Annotated in this window: 13 protein-coding genes, 1 other RNA gene and 1 pseudogene; 10 read left to right on the forward strand and 5 right to left on the reverse strand. The window is 49.4% G+C overall.

What is annotated here, in order from left to right; all coding sequences use genetic code 11:
* The first annotated feature begins 127 nt into the window (after positions 1–127).
* Positions 128–850 carry a DUF3108 domain-containing protein gene (locus CWI83_RS00815; protein ID WP_126824428.1) on the forward strand — a complete coding sequence of 241 codons (723 nt, stop codon included), beginning with the start codon at positions 128–130 and terminating at the stop codon, positions 848–850.
* On the opposite strand, the gene purN is transcribed toward CWI83_RS00815, so the two are convergent.
* Together purN and purM are read right to left on the reverse strand one after the other, a co-directional pair.
* Positions 847–1485, reverse strand: a complete 639-nt coding sequence (purN, locus tag CWI83_RS00820; protein WP_126824431.1) for a phosphoribosylglycinamide formyltransferase — start codon at positions 1483–1485, stop codon at positions 847–849. The genes CWI83_RS00815 and purN overlap by 4 nt on opposite strands.
* A complete protein-coding gene (purM, locus tag CWI83_RS00825) occupies positions 1485–2528 on the reverse strand; it encodes a phosphoribosylformylglycinamidine cyclo-ligase (protein WP_126824434.1) in 1044 nt (347 codons plus the stop codon). Before purM ends, purN begins: the two co-directional genes overlap by 1 nt.
* A gap of 181 nt (positions 2529–2709) precedes the next feature.
* On the opposite strand from purM, the gene ssrA reads away from it, so the two are divergent.
* From ssrA to CWI83_RS10705, 5 genes are all read left to right on the forward strand, one after another.
* Positions 2710–3069, forward strand: a transfer-messenger RNA (tmRNA) gene (gene ssrA / locus CWI83_RS00830).
* Positions 3070–3242: 173 nt separating this feature from the next.
* On the forward strand, positions 3243–4442 hold the full coding sequence (locus CWI83_RS00835; RefSeq protein ID WP_126824437.1) for an integrase domain-containing protein: 1200 nt from the start codon (positions 3243–3245) through the stop codon (positions 4440–4442).
* Positions 4443–4487: 45 nt separating this feature from the next.
* A complete protein-coding gene (locus tag CWI83_RS00840; RefSeq protein WP_126824440.1) occupies positions 4488–5174 on the forward strand; it encodes a hypothetical protein in 687 nt (228 codons plus the stop codon).
* Positions 5175–5324: 150 nt separating this feature from the next.
* Entirely contained in the window at positions 5325–5594 is a 270-nt protein-coding gene (locus tag CWI83_RS00845; RefSeq protein WP_126824442.1) for a helix-turn-helix transcriptional regulator, read from the forward strand.
* Between the two features lie 306 nt (positions 5595–5900).
* Positions 5901–6425, forward strand: a complete 525-nt coding sequence (locus CWI83_RS10705; protein ID WP_420849382.1) for a YagK/YfjJ domain-containing protein — start codon at positions 5901–5903, stop codon at positions 6423–6425.
* Positions 6426–6865: 440 nt separating this feature from the next.
* Here the strand turns inward: CWI83_RS10705 and CWI83_RS00855 are convergent.
* A pseudogene (locus CWI83_RS00855) lies at positions 6866–6943 on the reverse strand (IS5/IS1182 family transposase); the annotation flags it as partial.
* Between the two features lie 188 nt (positions 6944–7131).
* Here CWI83_RS00855 and CWI83_RS00860 point away from each other — a divergent pair.
* Positions 7132–9456 carry a heavy metal translocating P-type ATPase gene (locus tag CWI83_RS00860; protein WP_126824445.1) on the forward strand — a complete coding sequence of 775 codons (2325 nt, stop codon included), beginning with the start codon at positions 7132–7134 and terminating at the stop codon, positions 9454–9456.
* Between the two features lie 154 nt (positions 9457–9610).
* Here the strand turns inward: CWI83_RS00860 and cadR are convergent, their stop codons facing one another.
* Positions 9611–10018, reverse strand: coding sequence for a Cd(II)/Pb(II)-responsive transcriptional regulator (gene cadR / locus CWI83_RS00870; RefSeq protein WP_001219642.1), 408 nt, complete (start codon positions 10016–10018; stop codon positions 9611–9613).
* 95 nt (positions 10019–10113) lie between these two features.
* Here cadR and CWI83_RS00875 point away from each other — a divergent pair, with 95 nt between their 5' ends.
* From CWI83_RS00875 to CWI83_RS00885, 3 genes are read left to right on the forward strand one after another with little or no spacing between them, the layout of a single operon-like run.
* On the forward strand, positions 10114–11010 hold the full coding sequence (locus CWI83_RS00875) for a cation efflux transmembrane domain-containing protein (RefSeq protein ID WP_126824451.1): 897 nt from the start codon (positions 10114–10116) through the stop codon (positions 11008–11010).
* Positions 11011–11013: 3 nt separating this feature from the next.
* Positions 11014–11526 (forward strand): signal peptidase II, encoded by a 513-nt coding sequence (lspA, locus tag CWI83_RS00880; RefSeq protein WP_126824454.1) that lies wholly within the window; start codon positions 11014–11016, stop codon positions 11524–11526.
* Positions 11527–11547: 21 nt separating this feature from the next.
* Entirely contained in the window at positions 11548–12837 is a 1290-nt protein-coding gene (locus CWI83_RS00885) for an ISL3-like element ISPpu12 family transposase (protein ID WP_023628798.1), read from the forward strand.
* A gap of 82 nt (positions 12838–12919) precedes the next feature.
* On the opposite strand, the gene cueR is transcribed toward CWI83_RS00885, so the two are convergent.
* Complete coding sequence (cueR, locus tag CWI83_RS00895) at positions 12920–13324, reverse strand: Cu(I)-responsive transcriptional regulator (protein ID WP_126824457.1); 405 nt, start codon at positions 13322–13324, stop codon at positions 12920–12922.
* Positions 13325–13336: the final 12 nt, after the last annotated feature.

The following is a 13336-nucleotide window of genomic DNA, read 5'->3' on the forward strand; positions in this document are numbered from 1 at the left end:
GCCCGTTTGAAATTTTTTGTGGTGTTTAACTTGGCTTAAACCTATTGTTTCTTGTACGGTCTATACAGCAACATAGATTACAACTTATGAACTCGCGAGTTGAGTTTATCAAGATAGGGATAACACCATGGGATTTAAAAGTGGCGCGACGATAACAGCCCTTATGAGTGCTGCTGCGCTTTTTGCTCTGAGTGCAAATGAGTTGGCCGCAGCTGAACTCGCGCCTTACCAGGCACGCTATATCGTTGAGCGAGGTGGTTCGGATTACGGAGAGGCAAGCCGCGAGTTAAGTCGTGACGCTGAGGGCGTCTATCAGCTTTATACCGAAACTGAGATTTCTTGGTTGTTTATCTCGGACCGGCGTCGGTTATGGTCTGAATTTAGCTTGGCAGACGCACGAGTGAGTTCGCATAGTTTTCGCTATAAACGTTCAGGGACAGGCAAAGATCGAAGCTTTGCGGTCGAAATAGACCATGACAACGCACAACTACTAGATCCACAGACGCACGAACCAATGAACGTCAGCTACGAAGTCGGAGCCATTGATGAAGCTAGTCTGTTAGAACAGCTACGCTATGATGTCAGTCAGAATGATGCGACAGAGTTGAGCTATCGGGTACTGGATGAAAAAGGCCGTATTGAAACGCAGAAATTTGCCATTCAGGGGCAAGAACAGTTGGCCTTGCCGTATGCAGAAATTGAGGCGATTAAAGTAGCGCGAGTGCGCGAGAACTCAAGTCGGGAAACTTATTTTTGGTTCGCTCCGAGTTTGAATTATGTGATGGTGCAAATGCATCAGCGTAAAGATGGGGATGAAGTCGCAACGCTGCGGCTGCAGCAGATGAATTAATCTGCTGCGTAGCCGTATGGCCCGAGGATCTCGTTATCCAACATTGCCCCGCGCTCGGTTAACTGTAACCGCCCAGTACAGAGCCACTGCACCACCAATGGGTAAATGCGATATTCCTGCTCATGCACGCGCTCTTGCAGATCTTCGACCTCATCACCGGGAAAAATTGGAATTCTGGCTTGCAGAATGACCGGTCCGCCATCGAGCTCCGCAGTAACAAAATGGACACTGACACCATGTTCTTTGTCACCTGCATCTAAGGCACGTTGATGGGTATTAACGCCTTTATATTTGGGTAATAAAGATGGGTGAATATTTACCATCTTACCGGCAAAATGGGACACTAAAGTAGGCGTTAAAATCCGCATAAACCCGGCGAGGACAATAAAGTCGGGGTAAAACGAATCAATCACCAGTTTTAATTCAGCATCATATTCTTCGCGGCTCGCAAAATCTGTGTGCGGCAGCACCGCAGTTGGGATACCCATCGCCTCGGCTCGAGCTAAGCCGAGTACGCCTGGTTTATTGCTGATCACCCCAACGACTTCGCCATCAATGCGACCTTGCTGACAGGCGTCAGCAATGGCCTGCATATTGGTGCCAGAGCCGCTAATAAGAATGAGAATTCGGCGCATTAATTGATCTCGACTTGGGCTTCGTCGGCGCTACGCATGACCACATCGCCAATAATCCAAGCATCTTCGCCATGCTCGCGCAGGATTTCGACTGCTTGTTCGGCTTTATCCGCAGCAACTGCGAGGACTAAACCGACACCACAATTGAACGTGCGGTACATTTCTTTGGTGGTGACATTGCCATGCTCTTGTAACCAGTTAAATACCGCCGGCCATTCCCAACTGCTGTCATCGATGACCACTTTGGCAGATGCCGGCAGCACCCGTGGAATATTTTCCCAGAAACCGCCACCGGTAATGTGCGAAATCGCATGCACATCAACCTGCTCGAGCAGGGCAAGAACCGATTTGACATAAATTTTGGTGGGTTCGATTAAGTGCTGGGCCAATGGTTTGCCGTCAAGCAAGGTGGTTTGTGGATCAGTTTCACTGACTTCAAGAATTTTGCGAATTAACGAATAGCCGTTTGAATGAGGCCCAGATGATGCAAGTGCAATCAGTTTGTCGCCCGCAGCAACAGCCTGTCCATCAATGAGTTTTGCTTTCTCAGCAACGCCAACACAGAAGCCAGCGATATCATAATCACCTTGCTCGTACATGCCGGGCATCTCAGCGGTCTCACCACCAATCAGGGCACAGCCAGCCTGCACACAGCCTTCACCGATGCCTTCAACCACTGCAGCCGCAACATCCACATCAAGTTTCGCAGTAGCGTAATAATCGAGGAAGAAGAGGGGCTCTGCACCTTGTACAATTAGGTCGTTAACGCACATTGCGACCAAATCAATCCCAACGGTATCGTGTTGGTTAAAATCAATTGCTAAGCGGAGTTTGGTCCCCACACCGTCGGTGCCAGAGACGAGTACCGGCTGCTTGTATTTAGTCGGGATCTCACAGAGTGCGCCGAATCCACCAATTGACCCCATAACTTCAGGGCGTTTTGTGCGCTTGGTTGCGCCTTTGATACGTTCAACTAAGGCATTGCCAGCGTCGATGTCGACACCTGCATCTTTATAACTCAATGATGGTTTTTGCTCACTCACGAAGGGGTCCTCAAGCGGTGCGAAAATTTTCGCCGAATAGTTTATCACTTTCGTTGTCATACTGCGATAGAATAAGCGAGATATCGGGCCGCAACCGCTGTTTAAAAAATCTTCAAACAGCAGGGAACTTCTCGCTATAGAATGCGGTCTGAGTTATAGTACGCATAGTAAGTAAAAACCTGGGGCTGATTCGGATTCGACGGGATACGCGAAACCCAAGGTGCATGCCGAGGTGAGGCAGGCCTCGTAAAAAGCCTCAAACTAATAGTTGCAAACGAAGACAACTACGCTTTAGCGGCTTAATAACCCGCTATGCCCGAGCCCTAGCGCTTAGTCTGTGAGACTAGGATCACTCGGTTCACCCCATAGCAGACTCGCGTGGAGGCTTCGCCCGTAGCCAAGACGTTAAAACCAATCGGGATCGTCACCTTAAGTAGCCTGTTTGTCGGCGACTTGGTGATTAACTAAAAGACAAACTAAGCATGTAGTACCGAGGATGTAGGTATTGCGGACGCGGGTTCAACTCCCGCCAGCTCCACCAAATCCAAAAATAAAGACGTCTTCGGGCGTCTTTTTTTGTTCATTTTTTCAATAATTACTGGGCTTTAGCCGTTTTATTGTGTATTAAAGTCCAAACTTGTCCAGTGACATCCAGTGAATCTAGTAGTACATTTAGTAGTACCTAATAAGGTATGGTTCTAGAGGTACTACATAATGGCTCGGGTGAAGCCGCTAACAAATACTGAAGTCAAGCAAGCCAAACCGCGTCAGATGGTCTACAAGCTATCAGATGGCGGTGGTCTTCAATTGAGAATCCGGCCCAACGGAAACAAATCCTGGTTGCTCGACTATATAAAGCCGAACACTAAAAAGCGCTCGGCTATAGGTCTCGGTGGATATCCAGCTTTATCGCTGGCGGATGCACGCAAGCAAAGAGAAATTTATCGAGAACTACTCGTTAGAGGTATCGACCCTAAAGATCATAAAGACAAGCAGCAAGTCGAGCGCTTACATAGTGCATCAAACACTTTTATGGTTGTGTCTCAAAGATGGTTTGAGGTTAAGCAAACTCAGGTGAGTAGAGATTACGCTGATGACATTTGGCGATCGTTGGAAAAATACATCCTCCCCAAATTAGCAAATCATGCGATCGACAAGATCAGAGCACCTGAGGTGATTGATATTCTCAGACCGGTTTCCAGCAAAGGTAATCACGAGACAGTTAAGCGGTTATGTCAGCGCCTAAATGAAGTGATGGTTTTTGCTGTTAACACTGGACTTGTGCATTCGAATCCACTGAGCGGATTAAAAGCTGCGTTTCCGAGTCCAGTGAAGTCCAATATGCCTGCACTTTTACCGAAAGAACTTCCGATGTTTTTGGAGGACCTAAGTTATGCCAGTGTCAAAATCGTCACAAGGCTTCTGATAGAGTGGCAACTGCACACTATGGTAAGACCAAATGAAGCTGCAGGCACTCGATGGAGCGAGTTAGACCTTGAACAGAAAGTCTGGGTTATTCCTGCTTCCAGAATGAAAAGGAAGCAGGAGCATATAGTCCCCTTGACTGACCGAGCACTGGAAATCATCCAGCGGCTGCGTCCAATTAGTGGCGAGAGTAAATTTCTGTTCCCCTCGGACCGTCATCCTAGTCAACATACAAATTCTCAGACTGCAAATATGGCAATTAAACGCATGGGATATGCTGGTCGCCTCGTCGCCCATGGAATGAGGTCTATCGCAAGTACCACATTAAATGAACAAGGTTTTGCCCCTGATATTATCGAGGCTGCTCTCGCTCACACGGATCAAAATCAGGTTAGAAGAGCCTACAATCGCTCAAATTACCTCGATCAAAGACGTGCGATGATGCAATGGTGGAGTGACCATATAGAGCAATCAAAATCGATGTCTTAACTGGTGTTCATGTATTGAAATCTGGATATAAGAGAGAGTTTGACGATGGAATCATCAAAAAATTTATTTGAAAATCATCACGGTAATGGTTTTTTCACGGTCGATGAAATAGTCCAGTTCAATATACTATCAGTACCGTTTGATAAAGTTAGCACCAAATTAAAGCAATATATTTATGTCTCAGATATTACTTATGCGCCAGATAATAGACTAATAAAAATAAATGGATACTTCGTCATTGGGGGGACTGAATCTTACAAACTGACTGAAATCGATGATGAATTTAAAGCTTCCCCTGTTGTTATAACAAAGATAACTAGTGTTATCCTCGGTGAAGATAGTTTGACTGAACGCCCTATCCCTTATTTACCCAGCAGCGAATATAAATTGATTACAAAGCTTTCTTTGACAGAGCCATTATATTCATTTGCGGAGTTGATTAGAGTCTGTGATGCGCTCGATTTAGGAATGCCGGAATTACCGAATATTGACGCTAGATCAAAGAAAATCCATGATGGGATTTACTTTCCAATCTCCACACGTAAGCTAAGAGCAGCGCTAGAAGCACAAGAGATTTATTGGGTACCATACCTTGATTCAGGACAACCCCCGCAGCAAAAAATGGTCATATTTGACATCGATAAAGCTCTTGGAAAAACGTCATCAGCCCCCTCTCGGACGGCCAATGAACTTGCTCTAGCTATTATGCCAGATGGTTTTAAATATAAGTGATGTCATATCTATAACCCTTTAAAATCGGGGTGTCTGTTAGCGATATGGTATCTATTCAAAGTCACCATGACATTATGACACCATCGCAAATCCAACATGACGCAATTAAGCTCATAACCGTTTAGAGAAGCTCAAAAGGAGAGCACGGTTATGAGTAAAGTGAATTTTCCAAGAATAGTCCGATTTCCAGAAGTCATCAAAATAACCGGATGGTCGAAATCTACCATATACAATCGTTTAAAAGTTGGCTTATTTCCAAAGCCAGTCAGTCTCGGTGCTCGATCAGTCGGGTTCGTAGAGAGTGAATTGCAAGAATATATGCATGCAGTCATTGCTGGACTTTCCGACGATGAATTACGACAAGTAGCTCGTAGCCTTTCGGCCCAACGTTTCAAATTGTACCAGACTAAAATACGATAAGTAGTAACGCAAAAGCATCAATATCTAAAGGCAAGCATTTGAATTATAAATTATTAGTCTTTATTGGACATTAATCATAGGTTTTTTGCCCCGCATTTTTTTAGGTTTTCCTCGGAAGAGTCCGAGGAGTAGGACGATGGCACATCCTGTGTTGATATTGATGATAGGTTTTTAATAATATCTCCTAAGGTTATTAGGTCTTTTATGTCACACATCACTAGAAGTAGAATTGTTCGATATGATGGTCAGGATTGGTTTATTAATCATCGCTATGGTGGTGTATACCTGGGCGCTATGACATCAATTATGCGACAACTGCATTGCATATTGGACTATCACAGTAAGATATTGGTCATTCGATTCGATTTGCGTCTTTATGTATACACTGCTGATAATGAAGTGATATCTCGATTTAATGAATTGTTGCACCGCTGGCTTAGGAGAAACTATGGAATGAAACGTTTGGGGTTCTGCTGGGCTAGAGAGATGGAAAACAGTGATAAGCAACATTATCACTATGCACTTATGCTAAACGGTCACAAAGTTAGGCATCCATCGAAAATTCTAGAACAAGCAAAATTGTATTGGGATGAATACATACAAGGCAGTTTTTTCGTACCTGAAAATTGCTATTACTTCATACAGAGACATGATAAGGAGGCCATGCAGAATGTGATTTTTCGTCTTTCATATCTCGCTAAAGTCAACGGAAAGGAAAGTAGGCCGGATCAGACTAAAAGATTTGGGTCGAGTCGGTTGGAGAATACTGGTTCACAGAGACTATCAAATAGAGTTAGTTCGAAAATGGTCGAAAGCTCACCCCACGTTTAATCATGTTGAAGTTAGGTTTAAAAACCAATCGCAGAGTTTGATTTCGAATAAGATAATGTTAACAACATATCAAATGACGATAAAAATTACAGAAGTAAAGTCAATAATTTCAGTGGTATTGTTGATAAATGTTCAAAATTTATCTCAGTTTACTAGAATGGGTAACGATAATTACTTTATTTGACACATTGCGCATTTCGTAAAGTTATCCACGCTCAATACATGAAATTCCTTCTCTACAACTAAATGAATCGGCAATACTTGGCAGCCGTTAAGGACAACGTTTCATCCTTGACTACTGTTTTCACTTCTTCTTTTCCAACTTTTTGAGCTAGGTCCTTTGTTGCGGAATCATAAGCGCTGCGGAGTTGCTCACTAAGTTTATCGCTCCCTATTTGTAAATAGCAGTATTGAGATGCAGGAAAATCGAAATCTAGAGGGTCATATACGCGGCCCGTTTTGAGCATCAATCTGATTAGCTTTGACCAGTACTCGTCTGTTAACATTGTTCTTGGCATGATGGGTTGTCATGGTTAGTTTTTGGCGAAAGTAATTATACCAGCCCATCATGCTGTCTAATAATCCATCGCGAAAGATCAACAAGCCCTAATAAGTTTATGGTATCATGATTCATGTAATCTCCTCCTTTAAGAAGCCGCAAAAAACGCGGCGCAAACTGCCTGCTTATTTGGAAAGGTGCTTATCCATGGTTCACGATAATTCTGAGTCTCATTGTCATCACCATACACCCTCCCACACGGGCTCAGGGCTTACAGACCCGGTCTGCGGCATGGGTGTAACGGCAGACTCTGCCCAGTATGTTGAGCATGCGGGTAAAACTTACTACTTCTGCAGCACCAAATGCATGAATAGATTCCAGCATGACCCTGAGAAGTTTCTTTCACCAACCCCGCCACCTCCCTCGGAAGCGGTCAAAGGCACAATTTATACGTGCCCGATGCATCCGGAAATACGTCAGGACAACCCCGGAACCTGCCCTAAATGCGGCATGGCACTTGAACCCCTGATGCCCAGTCTGGAAGATGACAATCCCGAGCTGGACGATTTTTCCAGGCGATTCTGGTGGACATTGCCTTTTACCGTCATTGTCACGGTGCTTGCCATGTTTGGGCCACAGCTTGGCTGGTTCGAGATGGCGACGCAAACGTGGATAGAGCTTGTACTGTCGCTTCCCGTGGTGCTGTGGGCCGGACAGCCGTTCTTCGTACGGGGTTGGCAATCAGTGGTCAACCGCAGTCCCAACATGTGGACGCTCATCGGCTTGGGTACCGGTGCCGCCTTCGTCTACAGCACGCTGGCAACCGTAGCTCCCGGTATATTTCCGGAAACATTCATGTCCATGGGGCGTGTGGCGGTTTATTTCGAAGCCGCAGTGGTGATCATTTCCCTTACGCTGTTTGGTCAGGTGCTGGAGCTTCGCGCGCGTTCCCAGACATCCGCTGCCGTCCGGTCATTGCTCGGTCTGGCGCCCAAGACGGCCCGCCGTATCAATGCAGACGGAACAGAAGAAGAAGTACCGCTGACGCATGTGCATGAAGGTGATCGTTTACGCGTACGTCCCGGTGAGAAAGTTCCTGTCGATGGCATTGTTGAAGAGGGTGCAAGTTCTCTCGATGAATCCATGTTGACTGGTGAATCGTTACCCATCAGCAAGCGCCCGGGTGACAAGGTCATAGGGGCAACGATGAACACCTCTGGTGCACTTGTGATCCGGGCGGAGAAAGTCGGCTCGGCCACTGTGTTGTCACAAATTGTCCAGTTGGTGGCTCAGGCCCAACGCTCTCGGGCGCCGATGCAACGGATGGCTGATTTGGTGGCGGGTTACTTTGTCATGGCGGTGGTAGCCATCGCCATCCTCACCTTGGTCGTGTGGGGCATGTTCGGCCCGCAGCCAAGCTGGGTCTATGGCCTGATCAATGCGGTCGCTGTTCTGATCATCGCTTGCCCTTGTGCGCTGGGGCTCGCAACGCCCATGTCAGTCATGGTTGCTACCGGACGAGGCGCAACCCAGGGTGTTCTGTTTCGTGATGCAGCAGCAATAGAAAATCTGCGCAAAGTCGATACGCTCATCGTAGACAAGACCGGCACCTTGACAGAAGGCCGACCCGCATTCGATCAGGCTGTTTCCGCTGGCGAGTTGGACGCCGATGAAATCTTGCGCCTGGCTGCCAGCCTCGATCAAGGCAGCGAGCATCCTTTGGCTGACGCTATTGTCAGCGCTGCGCGCGAACGTAATTTGGTGCTCAGCCCAGTGGACGACTTTGACTCGGGTAGCGGCATAGGCGTACGGGGCAAGGTTGAAGGCAAAATACTGCTGTTGGGCAACACTGCGTTCATGCAGCAGGATAACGTCAATGTTGATGGCCTGGCTGCCACCGCTGAGGGATGGAGGATAAAGGGTGCGAGTGTGATGTACCTGGCGGTTGACGGCACACTGGTCGGCCTACTCGCCGTTTCCGACCCCATCAAACAGAGCACCCCTGAAGCGGTACAGGCGCTCAAGGCCGCGGGAATCAGGGTCATCATGGCTACTGGTGACGGTATTTCAACGGCAAAAGCGGTCGCCGAACAACTAGGCATAGACGAAGTTCATGGCGAAGTGAAACCGGCCGACAAGCTGAATCTGGTTGATAAGCTTCAATCAGAAGGTTGCATCGTTGCGATGGCGGGCGACGGCATCAACGATGCCCCGGCACTGGCCAAGGCGAATGTCGGTATCGCTATGGGAACCGGGACGGACGTAGCGATGAACAGTGCGCAAATCACCTTGGTAAAAGGAGACCTGCGGGGTATCTCGATTGCCCGGGACCTGTCAAACAAGACTGTTCTCAATATGAAGCAGAACCTTGGTTTTGCGTTCATTTATAATGCATTAGGCGTTCCACTGGCTGCTGGCGTCCTGTACCCGTTTGCCGGGTTGCTTCTATCACCCATGTTTGCAGCCCTGGCGATGAGTCTGAGTTCAGCGTCCGTTGTATTCAACTCGCTGCGGCTTCGTGGTTCGGTTTAAGCTGGATACGTCGAGGGGGTAGCGGAAAATGGCGAGTCTCTACTCGCCATTTTTCTTCGGTTTTTCGGGTAAGGGGATTAAATGGTTGATCTTACCTTTGCATGAGAGTGAGGCAAACCGGCATCTCATCGGATTATCTGGTTGGCACTCCAACCTACTGCTGATGCATGCTTCCCTCGCTAATTCCAGCAAGAACCCCACACGCCTTAACTTCCCGGTCATCGTTGCAACGCGCTCTTAGTGAAACGAGTTGTTTCTCAAGCGCCTGTAGAGCGGTTATCTGCGAGCGCACATGAGAGATGTGATCATCGAGCAAGGCATTGACAGCGGTACAGGACTGATGAGGGTCGTCCTGATAGCGCTTTAGTTCGTGAATTTCTGCCAGTGACAGATCCAGGATGCGGCAGCGACGAATAAAGGCCAGCCGCTCAACGTGTTTCTCGGTATAGACACGGTAACCGTTCTCCTGCCGACCAGGCGGCGGCAACAAGCCCTGCCGTTCGTAGAAGCGGATCGTCTGTGTATCTACCCCTACTGACTGTGCCAACTGACCAATACGCATCGGGTTCCTCCGCAACGGATTCTCTACGCTATTGACATTATAGCTACTATATAGTTTTAAATGAAAACCCGATCACATTCAAGTGGAGTCATATCATGAGTAAAAACTGCGGAGGCCCCTGTGGCGACCATGCAAGGCCTGCGGCGGATACCGATATACAGGCCTCCTCCGAGGCGCCAGGGAGATGGGTCAGTGTTTATGCCGTGCCGAAGATGGACTGTCCATCAGAAGAACGAATGATTCGCCTAGCCCTGAACGGCTTTGAGGAGATTCGGGCGCTGTCCTTCGACTTGTCGAACCGCCGGCTGAAGGTCGTGCATGACGGCGAGGTCGAGCCCGTCACCTCGAAACTGAAGACCTTGGGGCTAGGCGCCGCGCTTCAGGAAAGCGTTGCTGCAAATCCGGAGACCATCAAGGCCGCCGAGTTTTCGGCAGCTTCTGCTAAGCAAGAATCCGGGACCCTGCGCTGGTTGCTCGGCATCAATGCACTTCTGTTCGTGGTGGAAATGACTGCCGGTCTGATCGCCCGGTCCACCGGCCTGATTGGAGAATCCCTGGACAATTTTGCCGATGCGGCGGTGTACGGGCTTGCCCTTTATGCGGTTGGACATAGCGTGAAAATGCAGGTACGTGCCGCGCATCTTGCTGGTGTACTGCAACTGATCTTGGCTGTGGGCGTACTCATAGAGGTGGTGAGACGCTTTGTATTCGGTAGTGAGCCTGAATCGCTGGTGATGATGGCTATCGCATTCGTCGCATTGATTGCCAATACCAGTTGTCTGCTGCTCATATCCAAACATCGGGAGGGCGGGGCGCACATGAAGGCAAGCTGGATATTCTCGGCCAACGACGTGGTGATCAACCTGGGGGTCATCACCGCCGGCGCTCTGGTCGCGTGGACCGGGTCCAATTATCCGGATCTGATTATCGGCACCATCGCGGGGGTAATTGTGCTTAACGGTGCTAGACGCATTCTGGCGCTCAAGGATTAAGCAATGTCCATTTTTGGCAAACATCTGTCACCGTACGCTCTGTTGTCCATCTCCGGCCTGCTGGCAGCGTCTGATCAGGCCGTAAAATGGCTGGTGCAACAATCAATGGCCTATGGCGAGTCTATTTCAGTGACCTCATTCTTTAACTGGGTACACGTATGGAATACCGGTGCCGCATTCAGTCTTTTTGCGAATGGTGGAGGCTGGCAGCGCTACTTTTTTATCGGAATCGCGGTAGTGGTCTCGATTTTTCTGATCAAGCTGATCCTTGAAAATCGTCATAAAGGAGAAGCCATCGCTTACAGTCTTATCCTCGGTGGCGCCATGGGCAACCTGATTGACCGGGTCTTTCGCGGCTATGTTGTGGATTCCTTTGATTTCTATTGGCGAGACTGGCATTGGCCGGCCTTCAACCTGGCTGATATTGCAATTGTCCTCGGTGCCTTACTTTTAGTTTCCAGCAGCTTGTTGGGTAAAAAAGCAAGCACCAATGCCGAGTCGGATGGATCTGACTGACACCTACGCCTATACAACACCATGACCGAACTTCCCGACAACATCCTTCACCTGCCGCAATACCAAGTACTGGGCTGCAAATCAACCGACGACGAAATGCACTTCCAGGTGGACGTGCCCGATCCCATCGCCTGCGAGGAATGCGGCGTGCAGGGTGAGTTCGTACGGTTCGGCAAGCGTGACGTTCCCTATCGTGATCTGCCCATCCACGGCAAGCGGGTCACTCTCTGGGTGGTCCGCCGCCGATACACCTGCCGGGCCTGCAAGACAACATTCAGGCCCCAGCTACCGGAGATGGTGGACGGATTCCGTATGACACTGCGGCTGCATGAGTACGTGGAGAAGGAATCCTTCAACCACCCCTACACCTTTGTGGCGGCACAGACCGGCCTGGACGAGAAGACGGTGCGCGACATCTTCAACGCCCGCGCCGAGTTCCTGGGGCGCTGGCACCGCTTCGAGACGCCCCGCATCCTGGGCATTGACGAGCTATACCTGAACAAGCGCTACCGCTGCATTCTGACCAACATTGAGGAGCGAACCCTGCTCGACCTGCTGGCCACCCGCCGCCAGGACGTGGTGACCAACTACCTGATGAAGCTGAAAGACCGGCAGAAGGTCGAGATCGTCAGCATGGACATGTGGAACCCCTACCGGGCAGCGGTCAAGGCTGTGCTGTCCCAGGCCCGTATCGTGGTCGATAAGTTCCATGTGGTACGCATGGCCAACGATGCCCTAGAGAGAGTGCGCAAGGGCCTCAGAAAGGAGCTGAAACCGTCCCAGAGCCGGACTCTCAAGGGAGACCGGAAAATCCTGCTGAAACGCGCTCACGAAGTCTCAGACCGGGAGCGCCTCATCATGGAGACTTGGACAGGCGCGTTCCCGCAACTGCTGGCCGCCTACGAGCACAAGGAGCGCTTCTACGGCATCTGGGACGCCACCACACGGCTCCAGGCAGAAGCCGCCCTGGACGAGTGGATAGCCACCATCCCGAAGGGCCAAAAGGAAGTCTGGAGCGATCTGGTCAGGGCAGTGGGAAACTGGCGCGAAGAGACCATGACCTACTTCGAGACGGACATGCCCGTCACCAACGCTTACACGGAGTCCATCAACCGACTGGCCAAGGACAAGAACCGTGAAGGGCGCGGTTACTCCTTCGAGGTGATGCGGGCACGAATGCTCTACACCACGAAGCACAAGAAGAAGGCACCGACTGCGAAGGTCTCTCCTTTCTACAAGAAAACCATCGGTTACGGACTGCCGGACTTCGCAGAGGAACTCAACTACGGAGTCGATCTATCAACCATCTGAGGGTGGTATCAGATTGATGGGGTGAAGGTGCCCCATCAACCATTAAATCCGTATACCCTTTTTTTATTGAAGCACGATAATGTCAGCCGGGTTTCGCCAGTTGCTGCAAGATATGGCAATGTGGGCTGCCATCGCCCCGGCAGCTGTCCGCCAGCTCCGTCATCACCTGCTGCATATGCTGCAGCTCGGCAATTTTGCCGGCAATTTCATCCAGGTGTTGCTGAGCCAGCTGTTTTACCACCCGGCTTTCACGCTGTGGGTCTTGCCATAATGCCAGCAGCGACTGGATATCGTGTAACGAAAACCCCAGGTTGCGTGCCTGACGAATAAAACGTAGCTGGTTAATTTGCTCACTGTTGTAAAGCCGGTAACCGGCATCAGTGCGTGGTGATTTTCTCAGCAAACCGGATTGCTCATAGTGCCGGATCATTTTGGCGCTTAAGCCACTCTCTTTTGCCGCATCACCAATGGTCAGTAAGGTCGCCATTTGCTGCTCCTT

The organism is Pseudidiomarina taiwanensis (genome assembly GCF_003987435.1).
In the GTDB taxonomy this organism is placed as follows: Bacteria; Pseudomonadota; Gammaproteobacteria; order Enterobacterales; family Alteromonadaceae; genus Pseudidiomarina; species Pseudidiomarina taiwanensis.

Coding starts and splice junctions, on each gene's coding strand:
- CWI83_RS00815 (WP_126824428.1), top strand. CDS start 128: ATGGGATTTAAAAGTGGCGCGACGATAACAGCCCTTATGAGTGCTGCT.
- purN (WP_126824431.1), bottom strand. CDS start 1,485: ATGCGCCGAATTCTCATTCTTATTAGCGGCTCTGGCACCAATATGCAG.
- CWI83_RS00835 (WP_126824437.1), top strand. CDS start 3,243: ATGGCTCGGGTGAAGCCGCTAACAAATACTGAAGTCAAGCAAGCCAAA.
- CWI83_RS00840 (WP_126824440.1), top strand. CDS start 4,488: ATGGAATCATCAAAAAATTTATTTGAAAATCATCACGGTAATGGTTTT.
- CWI83_RS00845 (WP_126824442.1), top strand. CDS start 5,325: ATGAGTAAAGTGAATTTTCCAAGAATAGTCCGATTTCCAGAAGTCATC.
- CWI83_RS10705 (WP_420849382.1), top strand. CDS start 5,901: ATGCGACAACTGCATTGCATATTGGACTATCACAGTAAGATATTGGTC.
- CWI83_RS00860 (WP_126824445.1), top strand. CDS start 7,132: ATGGTTCACGATAATTCTGAGTCTCATTGTCATCACCATACACCCTCC.
- cadR (WP_001219642.1), bottom strand. CDS start 10,018: ATGCGTATTGGTCAGTTGGCACAGTCAGTAGGGGTAGATACACAGACG.
- CWI83_RS00875 (WP_126824451.1), top strand. CDS start 10,114: ATGAGTAAAAACTGCGGAGGCCCCTGTGGCGACCATGCAAGGCCTGCG.
- lspA (WP_126824454.1), top strand. CDS start 11,014: ATGTCCATTTTTGGCAAACATCTGTCACCGTACGCTCTGTTGTCCATC.
- CWI83_RS00885 (WP_023628798.1), top strand. CDS start 11,548: ATGACCGAACTTCCCGACAACATCCTTCACCTGCCGCAATACCAAGTA.
- cueR (WP_126824457.1), bottom strand. CDS start 13,324: ATGGCGACCTTACTGACCATTGGTGATGCGGCAAAAGAGAGTGGCTTA.